The 20,927-nt window shown below is 55.6% G+C and carries 21 protein-coding genes and 1 pseudogene; 1 reads left to right on the top strand and 21 read right to left on the bottom strand.

Annotation, left to right across the window (positions count from 1 at the left end):
• Window positions 1–35: 35 nt before the first annotated feature.
• The 7 genes from RT197_RS08210 to hinT form a co-directional block, all read right to left on the bottom strand.
• Window positions 36–1,340, bottom strand: coding sequence for an NAD(P)/FAD-dependent oxidoreductase (locus RT197_RS08210; RefSeq protein ID WP_312949105.1), 1,305 nt, complete (start codon window positions 1,338–1,340; stop codon window positions 36–38).
• 235 nt (window positions 1,341–1,575) lie between these two features.
• Window positions 1,576–2,118 (bottom strand): alpha/beta hydrolase YcfP, encoded by a 543-nt coding sequence (gene ycfP / locus RT197_RS08205; protein WP_312949103.1) that lies wholly within the window; start codon window positions 2,116–2,118, stop codon window positions 1,576–1,578.
• A 35-nt stretch (window positions 2,119–2,153) separates the two neighbouring features.
• Window positions 2,154–3,179 carry a beta-N-acetylhexosaminidase gene (gene nagZ, locus RT197_RS08200; protein WP_312949102.1) on the bottom strand — a complete coding sequence of 342 codons (1,026 nt, stop codon included), beginning with the start codon at window positions 3,177–3,179 and terminating at the stop codon, window positions 2,154–2,156.
• Window positions 3,180–3,181: 2 nt separating this feature from the next.
• A complete protein-coding gene (gene thiK, locus RT197_RS08195) occupies window positions 3,182–4,012 on the bottom strand; it encodes a thiamine kinase (protein WP_312949100.1) in 831 nt (276 codons plus the stop codon).
• The gene (gene lpoB / locus RT197_RS08190) at window positions 3,993–4,643 is read right to left on the bottom strand and encodes a penicillin-binding protein activator LpoB (RefSeq protein ID WP_312949098.1); all 651 of its coding nucleotides are present in this window, start codon (window positions 4,641–4,643) and stop codon (window positions 3,993–3,995) included. Before lpoB ends, thiK begins: the two co-directional genes overlap by 20 nt.
• A gap of 63 nt (window positions 4,644–4,706) precedes the next feature.
• The gene (locus RT197_RS08185; RefSeq protein WP_312949096.1) at window positions 4,707–5,084 is read right to left on the bottom strand and encodes a YcfL family protein; all 378 of its coding nucleotides are present in this window, start codon (window positions 5,082–5,084) and stop codon (window positions 4,707–4,709) included.
• Between the two features lies 1 nt (window position 5,085).
• The gene (gene hinT, locus RT197_RS08180) at window positions 5,086–5,445 is read right to left on the bottom strand and encodes a purine nucleoside phosphoramidase (RefSeq protein WP_312949094.1); all 360 of its coding nucleotides are present in this window, start codon (window positions 5,443–5,445) and stop codon (window positions 5,086–5,088) included.
• A 339-nt stretch (window positions 5,446–5,784) separates the two neighbouring features.
• Between hinT and fhuE the strand changes: the two genes are divergently transcribed.
• Complete coding sequence (gene fhuE, locus RT197_RS08175) at window positions 5,785–7,968, top strand: ferric-rhodotorulic acid/ferric-coprogen receptor FhuE (protein ID WP_312949092.1); 2,184 nt, start codon at window positions 5,785–5,787, stop codon at window positions 7,966–7,968.
• Window positions 7,969–8,284: 316 nt separating this feature from the next.
• Here the strand turns inward: fhuE and ptsG are convergent, their stop codons facing one another.
• The 14 genes and pseudogenes from ptsG to yceD all read right to left on the bottom strand — a co-directional run bounded on the left by ptsG (window position 8,285) and on the right by yceD (window position 20,803).
• Entirely contained in the window at window positions 8,285–9,718 is a 1,434-nt protein-coding gene (ptsG, locus tag RT197_RS08170) for a PTS glucose transporter subunit IIBC (protein ID WP_312949090.1), read from the bottom strand.
• Window positions 9,719–10,013: 295 nt separating this feature from the next.
• Window positions 10,014–10,807 (bottom strand): annotated as a pseudogene (locus tag RT197_RS08165) (metal-dependent hydrolase).
• Window positions 10,808–10,817: 10 nt separating this feature from the next.
• A complete protein-coding gene (holB, locus tag RT197_RS08160) occupies window positions 10,818–11,822 on the bottom strand; it encodes a DNA polymerase III subunit delta' (RefSeq protein WP_312949088.1) in 1,005 nt (334 codons plus the stop codon).
• A complete protein-coding gene (gene tmk, locus RT197_RS08155; RefSeq protein ID WP_312949086.1) occupies window positions 11,819–12,460 on the bottom strand; it encodes a dTMP kinase in 642 nt (213 codons plus the stop codon). The genes holB and tmk overlap by 4 nt, the downstream gene beginning before the upstream one ends.
• Window positions 12,450–13,472, bottom strand: coding sequence for a cell division protein YceG (gene yceG / locus RT197_RS08150; protein ID WP_312949084.1), 1,023 nt, complete (start codon window positions 13,470–13,472; stop codon window positions 12,450–12,452). Before yceG ends, tmk begins: the two co-directional genes overlap by 11 nt.
• Complete coding sequence (pabC, locus tag RT197_RS08145; RefSeq protein ID WP_312949082.1) at window positions 13,469–14,284, bottom strand: aminodeoxychorismate lyase; 816 nt, start codon at window positions 14,282–14,284, stop codon at window positions 13,469–13,471. Before pabC ends, yceG begins: the two co-directional genes overlap by 4 nt.
• 118 nt (window positions 14,285–14,402) lie before the next feature.
• Window positions 14,403–15,644, bottom strand: a complete 1,242-nt coding sequence (gene fabF / locus RT197_RS08140; protein ID WP_312949080.1) for a beta-ketoacyl-ACP synthase II — start codon at window positions 15,642–15,644, stop codon at window positions 14,403–14,405.
• Between the two features lie 86 nt (window positions 15,645–15,730).
• Window positions 15,731–15,967: an acyl carrier protein gene (acpP, locus tag RT197_RS08135; protein WP_000103754.1), complete on the bottom strand. Its 237-nt coding sequence runs from the start codon at window positions 15,965–15,967 to the stop codon at window positions 15,731–15,733.
• Between the two features lie 210 nt (window positions 15,968–16,177).
• Window positions 16,178–16,912, bottom strand: coding sequence for a 3-oxoacyl-ACP reductase FabG (gene fabG, locus RT197_RS08130; protein ID WP_312949065.1), 735 nt, complete (start codon window positions 16,910–16,912; stop codon window positions 16,178–16,180).
• A 13-nt stretch (window positions 16,913–16,925) separates the two neighbouring features.
• Window positions 16,926–17,855, bottom strand: coding sequence for an ACP S-malonyltransferase (gene fabD, locus RT197_RS08125; protein ID WP_312949063.1), 930 nt, complete (start codon window positions 17,853–17,855; stop codon window positions 16,926–16,928).
• A 15-nt stretch (window positions 17,856–17,870) separates the two neighbouring features.
• Window positions 17,871–18,824: a beta-ketoacyl-ACP synthase III gene (locus RT197_RS08120; protein WP_312949061.1), complete on the bottom strand. Its 954-nt coding sequence runs from the start codon at window positions 18,822–18,824 to the stop codon at window positions 17,871–17,873.
• A gap of 6 nt (window positions 18,825–18,830) precedes the next feature.
• Window positions 18,831–19,865 carry a phosphate acyltransferase PlsX gene (gene plsX, locus RT197_RS08115; RefSeq protein ID WP_312949059.1) on the bottom strand — a complete coding sequence of 345 codons (1,035 nt, stop codon included), beginning with the start codon at window positions 19,863–19,865 and terminating at the stop codon, window positions 18,831–18,833.
• A 191-nt stretch (window positions 19,866–20,056) separates the two neighbouring features.
• Complete coding sequence (rpmF, locus tag RT197_RS08110; protein WP_058913977.1) at window positions 20,057–20,230, bottom strand: 50S ribosomal protein L32; 174 nt, start codon at window positions 20,228–20,230, stop codon at window positions 20,057–20,059.
• A 51-nt stretch (window positions 20,231–20,281) separates the two neighbouring features.
• Window positions 20,282–20,803, bottom strand: coding sequence for a 23S rRNA accumulation protein YceD (yceD, locus tag RT197_RS08105; protein WP_312949054.1), 522 nt, complete (start codon window positions 20,801–20,803; stop codon window positions 20,282–20,284).
• Between the last annotated feature and the right edge of the window lie 124 nt (window positions 20,804–20,927).

Genomic DNA, 20,927 nt, shown 5'->3' with positions numbered 1-20,927 from the left:
GATTATGTGCCGGAAACGTGTGGCAGGAAGGAAGTTTAGTGCAGCTTCAGACGCGGGCGGATCACCCGGTTAATGCTGCCCACCAGCATCATCAGGCCGGTTTTGAAGTAGCCGTGCAGCGCAATCTGGTGCATCCGGTACAGCGAGATGTAAACGAAACGCGCGATGCGCCCTTCAATCATCATCGACCCGCTCATCAGATTCCCCATCAGGCTACCGACGGTAGAGAACCGGGACAGCGAAACCAGCGAACCGTGATCTTTATAGACGTACGCTTTCAGCGACTTGCCTTTGTCCTGCGCAAGAATATTGTGCAGCGCGCAGGTTGCCATCTGGTGGGCGGCCTGGGCGCGCGGCGGCACGAAGCCACCTTCAGGACGGGCGCAGGAAGCGCAGTCGCCGATGGCGTAAATATCCGGGTCGCGGGTGGTTTGCAGCGTCGGCTCTACCACCAGTTGGTTGATGCGGTTAGTTTCCAGTCCGCCGATGTCTTTCATAAAGTCCGGCGCTTTAATGCCCGCCGCCCAGACCATCAGATCGGCGGCGATATACTCGCCTTCTTTAGTATGCAGGCCGCCCGCATCGGCACTGGTAACCATCGTTTTGGTCAGTACCCGCACGCCGAGTTTGGTCAGTTCATTGTGCGCCGCACCGGAAATACGCGGCGGCAACGCCGGAAGAATACGCTCCCCGGCTTCCACCAGCGTGACGTTCAGCGCTTCGTTAGTCAGCCCTTTGTAGCCGTAGCTGTGCAATTGCTTCACGGCATTATGCAGTTCCGCCGACAGCTCTACCCCGGTCGCCCCACCGCCGACAATGGCGATGTTAACTTTGCCACTGGCACCGAGATTAGCGGAGAATTTCAGGAACAGGTTGAGCATTTCCTGATGGAAACGACGCGCCTGATGCGGGTTGTCGAGGAAAATACAGTTTTCCTTAACGCCCGGGGTGTTGAAATCGTTGGAGGTGCTGCCCAGCGCCATGATCAGCGTGTCGTAGGCCAGCTTACGCTCCGGCATCAGCAGTTCGCCTTTCTCATCGCGCAGTTCGGCGAGGGTGAGCGTTTTACTGTCACGGTTGATATCCGTGACGGAACCGAGCTGGAACTGGAAGTCATGGTTACGCGCGTGCGCCAGATAGCTTAAGGCATCCACGCCTTCATCCAGCGAGCCGGTTGCCACTTCGTGCAGCAGCGGTTTCCACAGATGGCTGTGATTGCGATCCACCAGGGTAATTTTGGCTTTTTTGCCGCGCCCCAGTTTTTTGCCCAGCTGCGTTGCCAGCTCAAGACCGCCTGCACCGCCACCTACAATCACAATTTTCTTCAATGGTGTAGTCAACGTGACCCCCTAAAATTATTAACCAATTGTTAATTAAAAGTTATGGAAATAACGTTTAATTAACAACAAGTTACTGACCTGAAACTTTATCACCTGCATCAGAATAACACGATCGGCTCATTGGTCATACCAAAATTGATGTACATCAAGTTTTGCCGCTGAAAAGTTGAACAGGCACTTTTACAGGGCATAAAAAAGGCCAGCGCATGGCTGGCCTTCAGGACGCTGAGCGGGCTTATCCCAGGGTTTTAAAGGCTTTGATCCGCTGCAAATGCGGCGAGATGTTTTTGAATTTGTGGGTCTGCTCTTCGTCCCAGACAATTTCATAGAAAGGTTGCAACATCTCCGCGCTGCGCTGGCTGTTGAGGGCTTCATCCTGACGGGAAAGGATAGCCATGCAGCGGTCGCGATTTTTTTCACGGAAGTTGCTGACGCACTTAGTGGCGATATCCGAGTACTCTTCCGGGCGGTCGATTTTGCCTTCCATATTTTCCGCCGGGAACAGGTTCGGGTTAAACACCACCTGGCGGATGTCACAGAGAAAGCCGATGCGCTCGGCCCAGTAACCGCCAAGCCCGACGCCGCAGATGAGCGGACGGTCGTCAGCGTTGAGCTGGAGCATTTTATCAACCTCTTTCAACAGATGCTGCATATCATGCTTTGGATGGCGGGTGCTGTAGCTAATCAGCCGCACATCGGGATCGATAAATTGCAGTTGCAGCACCTTTTCGTGGTTGCCGGGACTGTTTGAGTCAAAACCGTGTAAATAGATAATCATCGCATCCTCACAACACATCATCTCCCGTGAAGGGATTAGTGGCTTGCTTTGGTTTCCTGCCAGCGCTCGTGCAGGGCATTCAGCTGCGTGCTGACGGTTTTCCATCGCGCGGAATCCATCAGCTCCTGACGAGTAAATGAACCTTTATGATACAATTGCGTAACACGCTGCGCATTGATCGGCGACAGATTATCCAGCACGCTGACCGCCCCTTTACGATTATTGCAGACGAGGATCATATCGCAACCCGCGTCCAGCGATGCCTGTCCGCGCTCGGCGTAGCTGCCCATGATCGCCGCGCCTTCCATAGACAGATCGTCGGAAAAAATTACCCCGTTAAATTTCAGCTCGTCACGCAGTACCGTTTTCAGCCAGTGCGGGGAGCCGCTGGCCGGGCGCGGATCGACCTGGGTGTAAATAACGTGCGCGGGCATGATCGCATCGAGGCGATTTTCATCAATGAGCGTGCGGAAGATGGTCATATCGCGGGCGCGGATGTCGGCTTCCGGGCGCGGATCGTGCGGCGTTTCTTTATGCGAGTCGGCGATGACCGCACCGTGGCCGGGGAAATGCTTACCGGTCGTTTTCATACCGGCGCTATGCATCCCGTCAATAAAACGCCGCGCCATTGCCAGCGCCTGCTGCGGATCGTCATGATAAGAACGTTCGCCAATGGCAGTGCAGATATGCCCCACATCCAGTACCGGCGCGAAGCTGATATCAATATCCATGGCGATCATTTCACTGGCCATCAGCCAACCCGCCTCTTCTGCCAGCCTGCCGCCCTCTTCCAGGCCGTGCAGCGCGGCAAAGGACTGCGCAGCGGGAAGCCGGGTGAAGCCCTCGCGAAAACGCTGTACCCGTCCGCCTTCCTGATCGACGGCCACCACCAGCCGGTGGTGCGAAGCCGCGCGGATCTGGCGCACCAGTTCGCGCAGCTGCGCGGGATCGTGGTAGTTGCGGGTAAAAAGAATTAATCCGCCTACCGACGGATGCGCCAGAATTTCGCGCTCTTCCGCATCCAGTTCATAGCTTTCGACATCCAACATTACCGGACCCACGCTTACCTCTCCTGTTGTTTTATTTTTAACTGATTCCATACGTCATCGGCGAGAGCGACAAATTGCCCGTCGCCGGTCTGCTGCCAGCGGCATTCGTACCAGCCAGCCATTAACATCAATACCCACGGTCGCAGGCGCTGCACCTGCCACCAGAGATCGTCCGGCGGGATACGCGCAACAGCGGCATACTCAGCAACCAGCTTTCGCCGCCTGTGCTCGTCTGCCCACACGCTCGCCAGCTCAAGCGCCACATCGCCGTCTCCGGCATATTCCCAGTCAATCAGCCGCAAACCGTTGGCGGTATGGACGATGTTACCGGGATGCACATCCATATGCAGCGGAGCCAGACGCAGCGGTGCAGGCTGGCCCTGCTTTCTCAGCCGCGTTAACAGGCGCAGCCACAAAAGCGTGCGACGCGCGGGAGAGCAATGTTGCCAGTAAGATTCAAGCAGCGGCATCAGCGTTACCGGCCAGCCGTAGCGCGGCTGCTGGTGCAGATGATACAGCACCTGCGCCAGCGGGCGAGAGTCCGGCAGTGTGGTTTTCACTTCCCCGGGCAGATAATCCACCACCATCCAGCCGGGCGTATAAAAAATCGGCGCGGGGGCAAGCGTGGCGGGCAGGCGGCGAAGAAGATGATACTGGCGCAGGAAGTGGAATTCCGGGGCGTGCGGATCGTGATGCTGGCGCAGCACGTAACGCTGCTGCCCCTTTTCGATAATGCCGCTCCCGCCGCTTAATCCGCAATGCGCTTGCGGGGCGGCGGGACGGAAACCGGGAAAAAAGCGTGCCAGTAGCTGGTCACGCGTGAGTTTACTGTTGCTGAACGGCACCTTTACCTGACCAGATAATCTCGCCAGTCTGCACCAGCATCAGTTGCATTTGGAGAGTCGGCGCGTTGACGTTGCCGGAAGCATTGGAGTAAAGCACGTAGTGTGCGCCAACGTTGCGGGCAATACCGATGGCTTTACTGCGGCTGCCAAGGCTGTCCTGCGGCGACAGGCCAAGCTGCTGTTTTGCAATTGAAAGCTGCTGGGCAGAAACAAGCGTGAATTTCCCGTTGTTCGCCAGCGCATTGCGCAGCGCTTCGGTGGCTTCACCCGCGTTCAGCGAACCATTGGTACGGTTATTAACGCTGTCCACCAGCAGGACGCTACCGGCATTCACACCGTCCGCCTGAAGCATTTTCGCGGCCAGCGGCTGGAACGCCGTGTTCCAGTCATAGTGACGTTCGCGCGGCGCTGGGGCGGTAGTGTCGTCCTGATGCTCAATCGGGCCAGGCTGCTGCGGGATCGTCGGCACACCAGGTACGATCGGCGGCGGCTGTGTCGGCTGAGCAGGCTGTGGCTGCTGGGTTCCTGGCTGGACGGTGTCCACCGGTGCCGGTTGCTGATCTTTAGGCACACAGCCCGCGAGAAATATCGCCAGGGCGCTAATAAGCGCAAAGCGACGCATGGTTATCATCAAGGTTCACCCCGTAGTTTGCTCGTCGTCTTTCTCAACCTCGAAAGCCGCAGAGGATTGTTGTTATAAATAGAGATAAAGTCTGACCTTCTCTGCACCCAGGCCGTTGGCGGTGCTGAACAGCGTTACGCCCGAATGACCGGGAATGGTGACGCTACGCGGCGCTTCAAGCGGGTGCATTTCCAGCCCCCTGCCGTCGTACCAGTAGAAACGGTAGTGGACGGTAATGGGTTCATTGCGTTCATTGAACAGCGCAGAGGACGCACTGGCCTGAATGTCTGAATTTTTGAGTTCAGGCGGCTGCGCGCTGATGCCTGCCGCCAGCACGGTGGCTTCCATGACCAGCGTTTGTTGCTCGCCGACCGGAATTTCCGGGTGCGATGAGCGACATCCGGCCAGTAGCGCGATGACCAGCAGCGCCGCAAAACGTCCTCTTATCATATTAGTGGCCTTTGTGCGCCAGCATCGGTCCCAGCACGCGACCGCCCAGCAGATGCATATGAATATGCCAGACTTCCTGCCCGCCATGACGATTGCAGTTCATGATAAGGCGGTAGCCATCTTCAGCAATGCCTTCGTCACGGGCGATTTTCGCCGCCACTACGACCATGCGGCCCAGCGCCTGCTCGTGCGCTTCGCTAACGTCATTAACGGTCGGGATCAGAATGTTGGGAACGATAAGGATGTGCGTCGGTGCCTGTGGAGAGATGTCACGAAACGCGGTGACGAGTTCATCCTGATACACAATGTCCGACGGGATTTCGCGGCGGATAATCTTACTAAAAATTGTCTCTTCAGCCATGTCCTTTTCCTTAATTCATTATTGCTGTGCGTACCTGTGATTACAGGATACAACATCCCTAAGAGTATGAGCGACTTACTCACGCTCTTTCAACTTTATCCGATGTTTTCTTCGCCCTTTCACCGCCCGCCGCCCCTTAAGTCATCATCTGATGGCTGCCGGGTAAGTAAAACTCCGTTCCAGAAACATCGGTTACATCTGTTTACACGCTGAACTTAAATGCGTATATTTCGCATTTGCATTTACATGCGCAAATGCGACCTGACCTATTTACTTTACTTCAAAGCCGGCATCGCATCGGCTCTGAACTAAAACGTTGACCATAACAAAGGGTTTATCATGTCTTTCACTCATTCATCCAGGGAGCAGTTGCCTGCCGCCACGCCAACATTGCTGGCAGCCTGCATCGCTTTTGCACTCATGCCCACCACCGTCTTCGCCGCCGACAGTAAAAAAGAAGATACCATCGTTGTTGATGCCGCTACGCCAGCCAGCAGCGATGCCGAAGACAGCGATTACAGCGTAAAAGCGACGACCGCAGGGACGAAAATGAACCTGGTCCAGCGCGATATTCCGCAGTCGGTGAGCGTGATTGGCGAACAGCGCATGGAAGATCAGCAGTTGCAGTCTCTGGGTGATGTGCTGAGAAACACCACCGGCATCAGCGAAAGCTTTGCCGACTCCGACCGCGCGTCCTACTACGCGCGCGGTTTTGCCATCGACAACTATATGGTTGACGGCATCCCGACGCTGTTCGAATCGCGCTGGAATCTTGGCGATGCGCTGTCAGATACCGCGATTTATGAGCGTATTGAAGTGGTTCGTGGCGCGAATGGCCTGACTACCGGCACCGGCAACCCGTCCGCCGCCATCAACATGGTCCGCAAGCACGCCGACAGCCGTGAATTTAAAGGCGACGTGTCCGCCGAATACGGTAGCTGGAACAAACAGCGCTACGTGATGGATCTGCAAAGCCCGCTGATTGACAGCGGTAAAATCCGTGGCCGTATGGTTGCTGGCTACCAGGATAACGACAGCTGGCTCGACAACTACAATCAGAAGAAAAAATTCTTCTATGGCGTGGTGGATGTCGATCTGACCGATTACACCAGTTTCTCCGTGGGCTATGACTATCAGCAAACAAACGTCAACAGCCCGACCTGGGGCGGTGCGCCGCGCTGGTACACCGACGGCAGCAAAGTGAAGCCTGACCGCAGCTACAGCGCCGCGCCTGACTGGGCGTATAACGATAAAGAATCCCAGCGGACTTTCGTGACCCTCAATCAGAAGCTTGGCAACGACTGGCAGTTGACGGTCAATGGCACCCACACCGAAATGGATCTCGACAGCCAGCAGCTTTACCTTGATGGCCTGGTCGATAAAACCACCGGCGTGATGGTCAGCCCGTACGGCGCGTCTTATCCATACGTTGGCGGCACGGGGTATAACACCGGTAAACGTAAAGTTGATGCGCTGGACACCTTCGCCAACGGCTCTTATGAACTGTTTGGTCGCCAGCACGAACTGATGATCGGTACCAGCTACAGCCGTCAAAACAACACCTACTACAGTTCATGGGCTAACATCGGCGATACCGAACTGGGCAGCTTCTACACTTACGACGCTAACTTCCCGGAAACCGACTGGAACCCGCTGAGCGTTGCGCAGAACGATACCATCCATCAGAAATCCGCTTATATGGCGACACGCGTTTCGCTGGCCGATCCGCTGCATGTGATCCTCGGCGCGCGCTACACCAAATACAATCTGGATACCCTGAATCAGAAGATGGAGAAAAACAATACTTCTCCGTATGCCGGGATTGTGTTTGATATCGATGATACCTGGTCCACCTACGCCAGCTATACCTCGGTATTTAAACCGCAGACCCAGCGCAACATCGAGCGTAAGTATCTGTCGCCAATCACCGGCAACAACTACGAAGCCGGTGTGAAAGGCGACTGGATGAACAGCCGTCTGACCAGCTCGCTGGCGATCTTCCGCATTGAGCAGGACCACCTGGCGCAGTCAACGGGGGCGCTGATCCCCGGCACCAGCGGTGAAACTGCGTATAAAGAAGTGGATGGCACGGTGAGTAAAGGTATTGAGTTTGAAGTCAACGGCGCGCTGACCGATGCCTGGCAGATGACTTTCGGCATTACCCGCTACGTGGCTGAAGACAGCGAAGGCGAGGCGGTGAACCCGGATCTGCCGCGCACCAGCGCAAAACTGTTTACCAGTTATCGCCTGCCGATCGCCGAGGATATTACCGTTGGCGGCGGCGTTAACTGGCAGAATCACGTCTGGTCTGACGTTTCCGTACCGACCGGCACTTACCGCTCTGAGCAGGGTAGCTTCGCGCTGGTGGATCTGTTTGCCCGCTACAAGCTGACCAAAGACTTTTCTGTTCAGGCCAACGTAGACAACCTGTTTGACAAAGAATACGACACCAACGTCAACAGTCGTGGCATTGTGTACGGCGCGCCGCGTAATTTCTCCGTGACCGCGAATTACAGCTTCTGATGATGCTGCATTAAGGGAGCCTGTTGGCTCCCTTCTTCCCTTCCGCTCTATTTCCTCCCTCCATTTCTATGAGTTTGACAATTCCCGTCAGCGCTAAATAGCAGACAACCCGACCCATAAAGCCCGTGGAGAGCGGCATTTATGGCTATGCGCGAGGCGTATCAGAGGGTCGTGGTCGATTAACTACAGCGCCACGCTGTCCGGAGACGGCAGTGCTGAACACTGCCTCGCCGGTTATCCCGGCCAGCCGACGTCGAAAAATAGTCATAAAAAAGGCAGCCCGCAGGCTGCCTTTTTGTCTCCCCAAACTTACGACTTAACTGTGACGGATGTACTCATCCATTTCAGTTTTCAGGTTGTCAGATTTGGTACCGAAAATCGCCTGCACGCCTGAACCTGCAACGACCACACCTGCCGCGCCAAGACGTTTCAGGCCAGCCTGATCGACCTTCGCAACGTCCGCCACGCTCACGCGCAGACGGGTGATGCAGGCATCCAGGTTGGTGATGTTGTCTTTACCACCGAAGGCGGCAACCAGCGCCGGAGCCATTTCACTGCTGGCACCTGCTTTAGCATCTTCGCTGGCGTCTTCACGACCCGGCGTTTTCAGATTCAGCGCTTTGATCAGCACGCGGAATACGGTGTAGTACACTGCCGCGTAGCACAGGCCGACAACCGGGAACAGCCACAGGTTGCTGCTGTTGCCGCTCAGCACCACAAAGTCAATCAGACCGTGTGAGAACGACGTACCGTCGCGCATTCCCAGCAGAATACAAATCGGGAACGCCAGACCTGCCAGAATCGCGTGGATCACGTACAGGATCGGCGCAACGAACATGAAGGAGAATTCAATCGGTTCGGTGATACCGGTCAGGAACGAGGTCAGCGCAGCGGAGACCATGATGCCGCCGACTTTAGCGCGGTTTTCCGGCTTAGCGGAGTGCCAGATAGCAATCGCGGCAGCAGGCAGACCATACATTTTGAACAGGAAGCCGCCGGACAGTTTACCCGCCGTCGGGTCGCCTGCAATGTAGCGCGGAATATCACCGTGGAACACCTGACCTGCGGCGTTGGTGTATTCGCCAATCTGCATCTGGAATGGAACGTTCCAGATGTGATGCAGACCAAAGGGTACCAGGCTACGTTCGATAAAGCCGTAGATACCAAATGCCACTACCGGGTTCTGGTAGGCAGCCCACTGGGAGAAGGTCTGAATAGCCGTACCGATCGGCGGCCAAATGAAGGACAGAACGACACCGAAAACAATCGCGGTCAGACCGGAGATAATCGGTACGAAGCGTTTGCCCGCAAAGAAGCCCAGATACTCAGGCAGCTTGATGCGATAAAAGCGGTTGAACATGTAGGCCGCAATCGAGCCTGCGATGATACCGCCCAGTACGCCGGTATCGGCGAGGTGCTTGGCAGCAATTTCTTCCGCAGGTAAATGCAGCACCAGCGGTGCAACCACCGCCATGGTTTTCACCATGATGCCATAGGCAACCACGGCGGCAAGACCGGATACGCCATCGTTGTTGGTGAAGCCCAGCGCCACGCCGATAGCGAAAATCAGCGGCATGTTAGCAAAAACGGAACCGCCCGCTTCCGCCATGACATGAGAAACCACCGCCGGTAGCCAGCTGAAGTTTGCAGAACCGACGCCCAGCAGGATACCCGCGATAGGCAGTACGGATACCGGCAGCATCAGCGATTTACCGACCTTTTGCAGGTTAGCAAATGCATTCTTGAACATAATTGAGAGTGCTCCTGAGTATTTGTGCTTTTTTACGTTTTCACGCATGAGTGAGGGGGGAGAGCCTCACAAGGGATCAGGCTTCTTAGAGCCTTTATTTATTACACAGAGTAAAATAAATCACAGTTTTTTTGTTTGATGGCAATCACATTTCAGCCATCAATCATTAGAAAATTTTTATAACCCCGGAAAATGAACCGTAAAGAGACTAATTATTGCGCTTCACCGCCCGTTTTTCGGCGGTGAACTTTACGCGGTTTGCAGATTAATTACGAGCATTAAAATAATTAGTTTTTCAGGCAGATGGCAGGCGCTGCGGATCGATATGGAACAGGCTGGCGAAGTTTTCCGTGGTTTGTTGCGCCAGTTGTTCAAGGGTCACGCCTTTTAACACGGCCATTATTCTGCCACATCGCGGGTCATCGCAGGTTGATTCTCTTTTCCGCGATGCGGCACCGGTGCCAGATAGGGAGAATCCGTCTCCACCAGCAGGCGGTCGAGCGGAATATAACGCGCGGCATCACGCAGCTGTTCCGCGTTACGGAAGGTGACGATCCCGGAAAACGAGATGTAAAACCCCATATCCAGCAGTTTGCCCGCCGTTTCACGATCTTCTGTAAAACAGTGTAGTACGCCGCCACAATCCGTCACTTTTTCTTCGCTGAGGATTTGCAGCGTGTCGGCGCGGGCATCGCGGGTATGCACAATCACCGGCTTATTCAGCTCGCGGCCAATGCGGATATGATCGCGAAAAGACTGCTGCTGACGGGCTTTGGTTTCCGGGGTGTAAAAATAATCCAGCCCGGTTTCTCCCATCGCCACGACGCCCTCTTCCGCCGCCAGCGCACGCAGTTCGTCCGGGTCATACGCCTCGTCCTGATTGAGCGGATGAACGCCACAGGAGAAAACGACGTCCGCGCGGTTGCCCACCAGCTCGCGCATTCCACGGTAGCCGGGCAGCGTCGTCGCCACCGCAAGATAAAACTTCACGTCACGGGCAGCGGCTTTTGCTAGCGCGTCATCAACGTCTTTATGCAGCGATTGATAATCAAGGCCATCAAGATGGCAGTGTGAGTCGACTAAAAACATAATGTCTCTCTCAAAGATGGGATACGGGAAGCGCTACGCCGGAGCGCAGGTAGTGTTCAAAGCGTAACAGCCGGTCGGTCAGGGTTAACTCCCGGTTGAGCCCGGTGACATTGAGCAGCTGTTCGCGGCAGGCGCAGATGTCCTGCGCAATGGCGCGTAGCCTGGCACCAGAAAGCTCGCTGGCAAGATGCGTGACCAGCGCGAGGCTGTCGGCATTGGTTAAGCGGGTAATATGCTGCTGCACTTTTTGCGCATCCAGCATCAGGGTCGCCAGCCAGTGCAGACGCGTCGCCACGTCATCATGATTTAAAACCGGCAGCAGGGTGAGCCAGTCGTGACGGGTTAGCGTGGCTTCCAGGCTCTGGCAAAGCTGCTGGCGGGCGGCCCAGGCATCAGTTTCCAGCAGTTGCAGGGCCGCTGCGGGCGCATTGCCACACAGACGCAGCGCGGTCAGCAACGCATCCTGTGACGCCGTCACCTCCCGGGAAAGCCACGCCAGCGCGTACTGTTCCGTGGGCGGCGCAAGGTGATGCAAACGACAGCGGCTACGCAGCGTCGCCAGCAGGCGCACCGGTTCGCGGCAGGCCAGTAAAAACCAGGTGTTGGCAGGCGGCTCTTCCAGGGTTTTCAGCAACGCATTCGCCGCCGCGTCGGTCAGAAGCGTGGCATCGCCAATCCAGACGACCTTCGCCCCGCCCAGCCGGGCGTATTCATACAGCTTTTCGCTGACGTCACGTACCGCATCAATGCCCAGCGAACTTTTGCCCTTTTCCGGGGCCAGCGCATAGTAGTCGGGATGTGTCCCCGCCTGCATAAGCTGGCAGCTGTGGCACTTTCCGCAGCTTTTATGCCCTTCCGGCTGCTGGCACATCAAATAGCGGCTGATAGCATAGATAAGCGCATCTGCGCCCATCCCAGGTAACGCGTGGATCAGCAGCGCATGATGACCGCGCCCGGCCTGGTAGCCGGTAATCAGCGATTCAAAATGCGGACGTAGCCACGGATACCATCTCATGCTTTCAGCTCCTCAACCCAGCCGGTAACGGTCTGGCGAATATCGCTCAGCACCTTTTCCAGCGGCTGCGTAGCGTCAATGGTGCGGATGCTGGGGTCCTGCGCCGCCAGTTCCTGATAGCGGGCGCGGGTGCGGTTAAAGAAATTCAGCGATTCCTGCTCAATGCGATCCAGTTCGCCGCGCGCGCGGGCGCGCTTCAGGCCCACTTCCGGGGTCACATCAAGATAAAGCGTCAGGTCCGGGCGGAAATCCCCCAGCACCGCGTCGCGCAGGGTCGCCAGCATCTCGCGGTCCACGCCGCGCCCGCCGCCCTGATACGCCTGGGTTGAGAGATCGTGGCGATCGCCAATTACCCACTTCCCGGCTGCCAGCGCGGGTTTGATCACTGTTTCAACGAGCTGCACGCGCGCCGCATAAAACATTAAAACTTCGGCTTTATCTACAATCGTCTCGTCGCCCGTTGAGCGGATGTCCAGCACCAGGCTGCGCAGCTTTTCGGCCAGAATGGTGCCGCCTGGCTCACGGGTAAATTGCAGATCGCCAATGCCCAGATCCTGCAACGTTTGCACCACGGCATCGCGGGCGGTGGTTTTCCCCGCCCCTTCCAGCCCTTCAATGACGATGTATTTACTGCCCATTTTTTTCCTTGAGGATGTTCAGATAGTCCTGCACCGACCGGTTGTGGCTGGCAAGATTGGTGTTAAAGGTATGCCCACCCTTGCCGTCGGCGACAAAATAAAGATACGGCGTTTTTTCCGGGTGCGCAGCGGCATTCAGCGACGCTTCACCCGGCACGGCAATCGGGCCTGGCGGCATACCGGCAATGACGTAGGTATTATACGCGGTTGGCGTCTCAAGATCCTTACGCGAAAGCTTGCCGTTATAGCTTTCTCCCATTCCGTAAATCACGGTCGGATCGGTTTGCAGACGCATACCGATGCGCAGACGATTAATAAATACCGAGGAAACCCTTGTGCGCTCGCTGGCTACCGCTGTCTCTTTTTCAATAATTGAGGCCATCGTCACCAGTTGATTCTGGTCGGCATAAGGCAGACCTTCCGCGCGCCCTTCCCAGGCTTTATCGACTGCCGCGACCATTCTGTCGTGCGCCCTTTTCAGCAGCGCCACGTCGCTGGTGTTGGCGGTATACATCCAGGTATCCGGCCAGAACCAGCCTTCAACCCAGTCGGCATGTTCCAGTTTTAGCGTCTGCGCAAGCGTCGCATAGCTATCGTCTTTCAGCGTGTGCTTAATGTACGGCGCGTCGCGGAGCTGGCGCAGGTAGCCGCTGACGCGCATCCCTTCCACCAGACGCAGCGGGAACTGCGCCTCTTTCCCACTTTCCAGCAGTTTCAGCATGTCGCGCACGGTCATCCCCGGCGTGAAGCGATAAGTACCCGCCTTGAAATGCGAGAGATCCGGCTCCACGCGCAGCAGCCACTGGAAGACGCGCGGACGGGTAATAATTTTTTCTTTATATAACTGCTGACCCAGCGCGACACGCCCGGTGCCCGCCTGCAGGGTGAAAATCGTGTCTTCTTTGATCGGCAGTTTGCTGCTCGCCAGCTGGCGAACTTTCCACATGCCCGCGCCAGCTGCGATGCCCAGCACAATCAGTAACAGGAGAATAAAACGCAACATTTTCTTCATGATGTAATCGGTGGCTCACAAAGTGGATCTAAAAAATGATACAGCTCACGCGCTGACCAGCGCCGTTCGGCAAAAGCAGTAACCGGCACCAGCGGCATCAGCGCATTGCAAATAATGACTTCGTCCGCCTCTGCCAGCGCTTCCGGCCGCGCGCGCGTTTCGCTCACGCGCCACGGCGAATCTGCCAGCAGCGTCAGGCAATGCTGGCGCATAATGCCCGCCACGCCTGCGCGATCGAGGAAGGGCGTAAAAACCTCATTCCCTTTGCGCCAGAACAAATTGGCGGCACAGCATTCCGTTATCCAGCCATCGCTGTCAAGCACCAGCGCCTCATCTGCATCAGTCTGCTCAAGATGTGAGCGGATAAGCACCTGTTCGAGACGATTGAGATGTTTGATACCGGCAAGATGCGGGTTGCATCCCAGCCTTACCGGGCTTAACGCCAGGCGAATGCCATCTTTACGCCAGTGCGTATAGTGAGAAGGAGTATCGGAAACGGAAAGAATACGCGACGGCGTCTGGCAGGTTTTGCCGCTGTAGCCACGGCCGCCCGCACCACGGCTGAGGATGACTTTTAGCACACCGTCGCCTTTCGCCTGCGCCATTTGCTGCATTTCCCCGGCCAGCTCTTCCCATTGCGTAAAGGGAATAAACAGCCGTTCACAGGCGACGCGCAGGCGGTTGAGATGGGCGCTCAGAAACGCGACCCGGCCTGCGGCAATGCGGGCGGTGGTAAAACAGCCATCGCCAAACTGTGTTGCCCTGTCTGTCACGGCAAGGGTGTTTTGCCGTTCGCCATTGATCAAGAACATGGAGGCTCCTTAGTGGCCGGACAGTCTCGCAGGATGATGACCGAAGGACAAGTGGAGAAAACTGAATTAAAAAAGCCCACCGAAGCGGGCCTTTAAAATGATGCTTTCGGTAACGACGTCAGATCTTTTTGAAGATCAGCGAGCCGTTGGTGCCACCAAAGCCGAAGGAGTTACACAGAGTGTACTCCAGTCCGCTCACCTGGCGTGCTTCATGCGGAACAAAGTCCAGATCGCAACCTTCATCCGGGTTATCCAGGTTGATGGTTGGCGGAATGGCCTGATCGCGCAGGGCAAGGATAGAGTAGATAGATTCTACTGCACCCGCCGCACCCAGCAGGTGACCGGTCATGGATTTGGTTGAGCTGACCATTACGCGGCTGGCGGCATCACCGAAGACCGTTTTCACCGCCTGGGTTTCCGCTTTGTCACCCGCAGGCGTCGAGGTGCCGTGCGCGTTAACGTAGCCGATTTGACCCGCATCAATGCCCGCATCGCGAATAGCGTTCGCCATTGCCAGCGCAGCACCTTCGCCATTTTCCGGCGGAGAAGTCATGTGGTAAGCGTCGCTGCTCATGCCGAAACCAACGAGTTCTGCGTAGATTTTCGCGCCGCGTTTTTTTGCGTGTTCGTACTCTTCAAGCACGATCAGGCCCGCGCCGTCACCCAGCACAAAACCATCACGGTCTTTATCCCACGGACGGCTTGCCGCCTGCGGGTTATCATTGCGAGTCGAAAGCGCACGCGCTGCGCCAAAACCACCAACGCCGAGCGGCGTACTGGCTTTTTCAGCCCCACCCGCCAGCATCGCGTCAGCGTCGCCATAAGCGATCATTCGCGCAGCCTGGCCGATGTTATGCACGCCGGATGTACAGGCGGTGGCGATGGAAATGCTTGGACCACGTAGCCCGAACATAATGGTCAGGTGACCTGCCACCATGTTCACAATTGTGGACGGTACGAAGAACGGGCTGATCTTACGCGGACCACCGTTAACCAACGAGGTGTGGTTATCTTCGATAAGGCCGAGACCACCAATACCGGAACCGATAGCGGCACCAATACGGGTCGCGTTCTCTTCCGTCACGACAAGGCCAGAATCCTGCATGGCCTGCCAGCCCGCAACAATTCCATATTGAATGAAGGCATCCATCTTGCGCTGTTCTTTACGCGAGATGATGTCATCACAGTTAAAATCCTTTACTAAGCCAGCAAATTTCGTTGCATAGGCGCTAGTATCGAAATGGTCGATCAGGCTGATGCCACTCTGACCGGCAAGGAGAGCTTTCCAGGTAGACTCTACGGTATTGCCGACAGGAGACAACATGCCCAGTCCGGTCACAACTACACGACGCTTAGACACGGTTGTCCTCCAGGGAGGGAAAAATAAAGATTCTGGGGCTATACGATAAAACTCAGGCGGTCGAATGACCGCCTGGAGATGTTCACTTACGCCTGGTGGCCGTTGATATAATCAATGGCAGCCTGAACGGTGGTGATTTTCTCAGCTTCTTCGTCCGGAATCTCAGTATCAAACTCTTCTTCCAGAGCCATTACCAGCTCAACGGTGTCAAGAGAATCTGCGCCCAGGTCTTCAACGAAAGAAGCATTGTTGGTCACTTCTTCCTGTTTAACGCCCAGCTGCTCGCCGATAATTTTCTTAACGCGTTCTTCGATAGTGCTCATACTCTTAAATTTCCTATCAAAACTCGCTTTCGCGATGGTTTTCGTAGTGTATAAAATGTTGAAAAATTTGCAACTAAATCCCGGCAGTTCTTACCACGATTTTACGCTATTTTGCGGGTGAACACCCCAATAACGCAAACTATTTTGCACATGAATGTGCTCAGGATAGTACGATTTGCGCGTATCCTGAGCACTCACAGCGCTTCGTGGTTAAACCATGTACATTCCGCCGTTGACGTGCAGGGTTTCACCAGAGATGTAACCCGCCTCATCAGAAGCTAAGAATGCCACCGCGCTGGCGATCTCTTTTGCATCGCCAAGACGCGCCGCCGGAACTTGCGCCAGAATACCCGCACGCTGTTCATCGGAGAGCGCACGCGTCATGTCCGTTTCAATAAAACCCGGAGCAACAACGTTTACAGTAATTCCGCGTGACGCGACTTCACGCGCCAGCGACTTACTGAAACCAATCAGGCCAGCTTTTGCCGCAGCATAGTTGGCCTGACCAGCATTGCCCATCGTCCCAACCACGGAGCCGATGGTGATGATACGCCCATGACGCTTTTTCATCATAGCGCGCAATACGGCTTTTGACAGACGGAAAACCGATGAAAGATTGGTTTCCAGAATATCATTCCACTCATCTTCTTTCATTCGCATTAACAGGTTATCACGAGTGATGCCGGCATTATTCACCAGAATGTCCACTTCGCCAAACTCTGCGCGAATTTTTTCCAGCACGTTTTCGATAGATGCCGGATCGGTCACGTTCAGCATCAGGCCTTTGCCATTGCTGCCGAGATAGTCGCTGATAGCCTGTGCGCCGTTCTCGCTGGTCGCCGTGCCAATGACCTTCGCGCCGCGAGCAACCAGCGTTTCCGCAATGGCGCGACCGATGCCACGACTTGCGCCCGTCACAAGGGCAACTTTTCCTTCAAAACTCATGATATTCCTCTTTTTATTGTGCAATCGCCGCCGACATCGCTTCCGGCTCGTTAAGTGCCGATGCGGTCAGGGTGTCAACAATACGTTTGGTCAGGCCGGTAAGCACCTTGCCTGGACCGACTTCATAAAGGTGCTGAACACCTTCAGAAGCCATAAATTCTACGCTTTTCGTCCATTGTACCGGGCTGTACAGTTGGCGCACCAGCGCGTCACGGATGGCGTCAGGCGACGTTTCGCACTTAACGTCTACGTTATTCACCACCGGAATGGACGGCGCGTTAAAGGTGATATTTTTCAGTTCGGCAGCCAGTTTTTCAGCTGCAGGTTTCATCAGCGCACAGTGGGACGGCACGCTAACCGGCAGCGGCAGCGCACGTTTAGCACCGGCAGCTTTACAGGCTGCGCCCGCGCGCTCAACGGCTTCTTTATGCCCTGCGATAACGACCTGGCCCGGAGAATTATAGTTCACCGGCGACACCACCTGGCCTTCAGCCGATTCTTCACAGGCTTTAGCAATTGCCGCATCATCCAGACCGATGATGGCAGACATTGCGCCAGTACCCGCTGGCACCGCTTCCTGCATGAACTTACCGCGCAGTTCGACCAGACGAACAGCATCGGCAAAGTCGATCACGCCAGCGCAAACCAGCGCAGAATATTCACCGAGGCTATGACCGGCCAACAGCGCAGGGGCTTTGCCGCCCTGCTGCTGCCATGCGCGATACAGCGCGACGGAAGCCGCCAGCAGCGCAGGCTGGGTCTGCCAGGTTTTGTTCAGTTCTTCCGCCGGGCCCTGCTGGGTTAATGCCCAGAGATCGTAGCCCAGCGCCGCAGAAGCTTCGCGGAAAGTGTCTTCAATTACCGGGTGAGCGGCGGCCATGTCAGCCAGCATCCCAACGGTCTGCGAACCCTGACCCGGAAATACGAATGCAAATTGCGTCATGTTATTGTCCTTATTCTAGAAACGAACCAGCGCGGAACCCCAGGTAAACCCGCCGCCGAAGGCTTCGAGCAGCACCAGTTGGCCTGCTTTAATGCGTCCGTCGCGGACGGCTTCATCCAGCGCGCAGGGCACCGAAGCCGCAGAAGTATTACCGTGGCGATCGAGGGTCACGACGACGTTATCCATCGACATACCCAGCTTTTTCGCGGTCGCGCTGATAATACGCAGGTTTGCCTGATGCGGCACCAGCCAGTCGAGTTCCGAACGCTCAAGATTATTGGCGGCCAGCGTCTCGTCAACGATATGCGCCAGTTCCGTTACCGCCACCTTAAAGACTTCGTTACCTGCCATGGTCAGGTAAGGCGAGCTGTCAGGATTGACGCGGTCAAGATTAGGCAGCGTTAACAGTTCGCCGTAGCTACCGTCAGCGTGAAGGTGGGTAGAGATAATACCCTGCTCTTCAGATGCGCTCAGTACCACAGCGCCCGCGCCATCACCAAAGATGATGATAGTGCCACGATCGCTCGGATCGCAGGTACGCGCCAGCACGTCAGCGCCGATCACCAGCGCATGTTTAACCGCGCCGGATTTAACGTACTGATCGGCCACGCTTAAGGCATAGGTAAAGCCCGCGCAGGCAGCACCGATATCAAATGCCGGGCAGCCTTTGATCCCCAGCATACTTTGGATCTGGCAGGCTGCGCTCGGGAACGCATGGGTGGCCGACGTGGTGGCAACGATAATCAGCTCGATCTGATCGGCACTGACCTCCGCCATTTCCAGCGCACGTTTAGCGGCCTCAAAGCCCATTGTAGAAACGGTCTCATTCGGCGCGGCGATACGGCGCTCACGGATACCTGTACGGGTGACAATCCACTCGTCAGATGTGTCGACCATTTTTTCCAGATCGGCGTTGGTTCGCACGTGTTCGGGCAGATAGCTGCCGGTACCAATAATCTTCGTATGCATGTACGCTCAGTCACTTTTTGCTAATACAGATTCCAGGCGAGCGGCAATCCGCTGGGGGACTTGCCGCTGCACCGCCTGCACTGCCTGTTCAATGGCGACGCTAAACGCTCGCTGGTTGGCCGCACCATGACTCTTAATCACCGTGCCGCGCAATCCTAACAGACAGGCACCATTATACTGGTCGGGGTTGAGGTGACTGAATCGCCTTGTCAGGCTTTTTTGTAACCAGTGTTTTAATAACCACAGCCACCACGACCTTTTTTTGCCTTCACCCTGAGACTTCAGCAGTGAAAGGAACATTCTGACAACGCCTTCCATGGTCTTGAGTGTGACGTTGCCTGTAAATCCATCACAGACCATAACATCCGTTTTCCCGGTTAACAGTTCATTGGCTTCAAGATAGCCAATATAGTTAATCGAGGGCACCTTTTTCAGCAGTTCAGACGCCTGACGAATGTTATCAAGCCCCTTTGTTTCTTCTTCACCGATATTAAGCAGGGCCACGCGAGGATGGGCAATGCCAACCACTTCCTCGGCCATGACTGCGCCCATTATGGCAAACTGCGCCAGCATTTTGCCGTCGCAGTCTACGTTAGCGCCCAAATCGAGCACCACGGTTTTGCCCTTCTGCTGATGCGGGAGGATCGTCACCAGCGCCGGACGCTCAATGCCGTCAATCGGTTTGAGCAATAATTTCGCCAGGCCCATCAGCGCGCCAGTATTGCCCGCGCTGACGCAGGCCTCGGCACGTCCTTCTTTCACCAGCTCCAGCGCAATGCGCATAGAGCTGCCCCGGCTGTTACGTACAGCCTGCGAGGGGCGAGCATCACTGGCAATAACCGACTGCGCAGGAATAATCTGCAAACGCGAGCGTTGTTCAAAGTCAGCTCTGGCAAGTAATGGCGTGATGGCGTCGGGATCGCCGACCAGGAGGAGTGTGAGTTGCGAATTAGAGCTCAGTGCCTGCAAAGATGCAGGCACCGTCACGGAAGGACCAAAATCGCCTCCCATGACATCTAACGCCAGGGTTAGATGAGTCAAGGTATCGTCGCTGCCCGGTTTGGTTATCCCCGCACGGGCGGGGAATTCCTCACTAAGCGTCACCACGCTTATACTCTTGGTCTTTCGCGCTCTAAGAATGCGGGCTTTGCTTACGCCCTCCGTTCACACAGATACCTGCGTTCGGGAGAAGCCGCCGTCCGACAACGCGAAATTCTTCGAGTATCGCGTGATTACTTAGCGATTACCTTGCGGCCACGGTAGTAACCGTCGGCAGTGATGTGGTGACGCAGGTGGGATTCACCAGACGTTTTGTCTACAGACAGGCTGGTGACTGCGGTCAGAGCGTCATGAGAACGACGCATGCCACGTTTGGAACGGGTTGGTTTATTTTGTTGTACGGCCATGGACCTTACTCCTTAATTACGGCTTCTCCCCGCTCGCGCGGGAAACACCAATTACTTACGCTTTAAGCTGGCTAATACGGCAAATGGGTTTGGCTTTTGCGCTTCATCAGGCAGTTCACCAAAGACCATGTCCGCGTCGGACACTTCACAGTGTTCAGAATCATGCACCGGAACTACCGGCAAGGAGAGGATGATTTCATCTTCAACCATCGCCAGCAGATCGATTTCACCGAAATCGTTAACCTCAATCGGCTCATACGCTTCCGGGAGTGCCTCAGCCTGCTCGTCTGAACGGACAGGGCTGAAACAATACGTTGTGTGAACATGACGGGTAAACGGCTTGCCGCAACGCTGGCATTCGAGCGTTACCGTAACCTTTGCATCACCGGTGATGACCGCGAGGCGCTGGTTGTCGATAGCGAAAGAGATGGAGCATTCCACGTCAGTATCCACACTGACTACAGACTCGGTGACACGCTCAACCTGATCGAGTGTATAAATACCCTCGTAATCAAGGCGTTTTTGAGCCGTACGAACCGGGTCAAGAGTCAGGGGTAATTTTACCTTTTGCATAGGGCGCGCATATTAACTTTGTAACGTCGTAGAGTCAAAGAAAAAGGCAACCTCAGGATGCCTTTTGCCAATAATTCGCACACATTGCGGTCTGTAGTTTAAAATGAGGCCATCCAATACGCTA

Origin of the sequence: Superficieibacter sp. (assembly GCF_032071645.1) — a bacterium.
In the GTDB taxonomy this organism is placed as follows: Bacteria; Pseudomonadota; Gammaproteobacteria; order Enterobacterales; family Enterobacteriaceae; genus Superficieibacter.
The sequence above is the reverse complement of the archived record's forward strand: the minus strand, read 5'-3'. Positions and strand labels throughout refer to the sequence as shown.